This is a genomic window from Sphingopyxis sp. (assembly GCF_016463645.1).
Taxonomy (GTDB): Bacteria; Pseudomonadota; Alphaproteobacteria; order Sphingomonadales; family Sphingomonadaceae; genus Sphingopyxis.
In genome coordinates this window covers 1-2,605 of the sequence record NZ_JAEMQX010000233.1, presented here as the reverse complement: position 1 = coordinate 2,605, position 2,605 = coordinate 1, and the positions used below count along the sequence as shown (strand labels likewise).

General features: G+C 67.4%; 2 protein-coding genes. Both read right to left on the bottom strand.

Going from position 1 to position 2,605, the window contains the following annotated elements; translation table 11 throughout:
- On the bottom strand, positions 1 to 1,266 hold a 1,266-nt coding region (locus JHC57_RS21955; protein ID WP_294032692.1), incomplete at its 3' end, for an acyl-CoA dehydrogenase.
- Positions 1,267 to 1,286: 20 nt separating this feature from the next.
- Positions 1,287 to 2,570 (bottom strand): phosphotransferase family protein, encoded by a 1,284-nt coding sequence (locus JHC57_RS21950; protein ID WP_294032693.1) that lies wholly within the window; start codon positions 2,568 to 2,570, stop codon positions 1,287 to 1,289.
- Between the last annotated feature and the right edge of the window lie 35 nt (positions 2,571 to 2,605).

The following is a 2,605-nucleotide window of genomic DNA, read 5'->3' as shown; positions in this document are numbered from 1 at the left end:
TCCCATATAGCCGAAGAGGAATGCGGCGACTTTACGGATTTGTATTTCCTCGGCGCCTTCGGTGATGCGGTATCTTCGGTGGTGTCGGTAGATATGTTCGAAGGGTTTGTGGCGCGAGTATCCGATGCCGCCATGGACCTGCATGGCGCGGTCGGCGGCCTCGCAGACGAGGCGGTTCGCCTGGTAGTTGCACATGCTGACCTTGTCGGAGAGGCTGCGCTCGATGTCCTTGTGGGGGGTGTTGTCCATGTCCCACGCGGTCTTGCGGATGAGGAGGCGCAGCATCTCGGCCTGCGTCGCGAGTTCGACGAGCGGGAACTGGATCGCCTGGTTTTTCGCGAGCGCCTCGCCGAACGGCTTGCGCGCCCTTGCGTATTTCACGCTCTCCTCGATGCAGTAGACCGCGGCGCCGAGCGAGCTCGCCGCCTGCCTTATGCGGTTCTGATGGACGAAGCTCTGCGCGATCGCGAGGCCGCCGCCCTCGGGGCCGAGCCGCGCGCTGTCGGGCACCCACACATCGCCGAACGTCATGCGCGGATGGTCGGTCGGCATGTTGAACGTCCACATATATTCATCGACGCTCATGCCCGGCGTCCCCGTCGGCACGAGCAGGCAGGTGATCCCCTGCGCATCGCCGTCGTTCCCGCTCGTGCGGCAGAAGGTCGCGCAGTGCGTCGCGGCGTGCATGCCGGTGATCCACATCTTGCGGCCATTGATCAGCCAGCCGTCGACACCGTCCCGCGCCTCGCGCACCGCGCGCGTCTCCATATGCGTCGCGTCGCTGCCATGATCGGGCTCGGTCAGCCCGAACGCGGTGCGGCGTTTCCCCTCGAACCCGCCGAGGATAAATTCCTGTTTCTGCTCCTCGCTGGTCGCGAACTGCTCGAACATCTCCACAAAAGGGAAGTTGCCGACGATGCTGTGCTCGTTCTGGAGATCGTTGTGCAAGCCCAGCCCCTTCGCCGCGAGATGCTCGCGGATCACCGCCATCCAGAGGTTGGACCCGTCCTTGCCGCCGTATTTCTTCGGCGCCGAGAAGCGCCAGTGGCCCGCGGCATCGGCCTTGCGGGTGGCGGCCTTCAGCAGCTCTTCCCACTCGTGCCGCGGCAGCCCCTGATTGTCCCAGTCGGTGCGCGCATGCTCGCGGCGGTGATCGAAGAAGCGGATATTGTCGTCCGCGAGCTCGAGCGGCCTGATCCCGGCCTCGATGAAGCGATCGAGCTCGTCCAGATACGCCTGCAGATCGGCGGGCATCGCAAAGTCCATCGTCTCTCTCCCTGTTATCGCTATCCGCGCCACGCGGCACGCGCCTCGACAAGCGGCGCATATTTGGGGCTGTCGACCGCGCACTTCGCCAGCACGGCGCGCCGCAGCCTTGCAAGCAGCCCCGGCTCGGCCAGCGTCCGCTCACCCGACAGCAAGGCGGCGGCAAGCCCCGCATCCTCTGCCCGCACCCCGGCCTCGAGGTCGCGCAGCACGATGCCGAGCGCGTTCATCGCCACCACCGCCTCGAACTTGGCGTGGCCCTGCGTCTGCGGCTTGATCGATGCCTCGATCCAGCCCTGCACCGCCGCGACCATCTCGGCATTGGCCGGCTCGCCCGTCGGCACCGGCGCGGGTTCGCCCCCCGGCGGCAAGGCCCGGTCGCGTTCGGCCTCGGGCGCCTCCTCTTCGAGCAACCGCACCAGGTCGAGTTCCTGCTCGGCGGTCCGCCGCCCGATCACGACGCGCTCGACCGTCCGGTCCGCCCCGCTCCGCCACGCCTCGCCCATCTGCAGGCAGCCCAAGGCCCACCAGAGCGTCCGGTAGACGAGCCAGAAGCGGAAGCGGTCGCGATCGACCCTGACCCCGCCCGCGCCCTCATAGGCCGCGAAGTAATCCTCGAGGCTGCCGACCCCGAACGCCGGCTTGTCCAACCGCCCGAAGCGCCACACGCTCATGCAACCGAACGCGAGGTCCTCATGCGCATCGCCGCGGTGCGCGAGCTCCCAGTCGAGCACCGCCGCCAGACCGTCCGCATCGACCATCACATTGCCCATCCGGTAATCGCCATGGACGAGCACCGGATCGGCAGCGACAGGCAGATGATCCTCGCACCATCTGATCGCCAGCGCGATCACCGGCCGGTCGCCGCCATATGACAGGAAGCGCGACCGAAGCCCGGCCAGCGCTTCCCTTGTGTCCATCAAGGGGATCGCCCCGGGCACCCTCTCCGGCGGAACGCCGTGGATGCGCGCAAGCTCGCGCCCGAGATCGCCGAGCAGCGACGGCGGCGGATCGGCCAGGATCTTCGCCGGCGACACCTCGCCCGCCACCCGCCGCATCACATAACCCGTGCCCATGCCGTCGCCCGGCTCCAGCACACCCACAACCTCGGGCGCCTTCACCCCCGCATCATGCGCCGCCATCACCAGCGCCGCCTCGTCGCCATGCCCGAACGGACGGTCCGCCATATACGCCGCCGACGGCGCCCGGCGCAGAACATAACCCGACACCTCGCCACCCGACAACCAGTCGAACGACCAGCTCTCCATGTTCGCTCCCCCGCTCAAGCGAACCAGACCAGACAACTCGCCAACACCCAATACACGCGCCAAAAAAACAG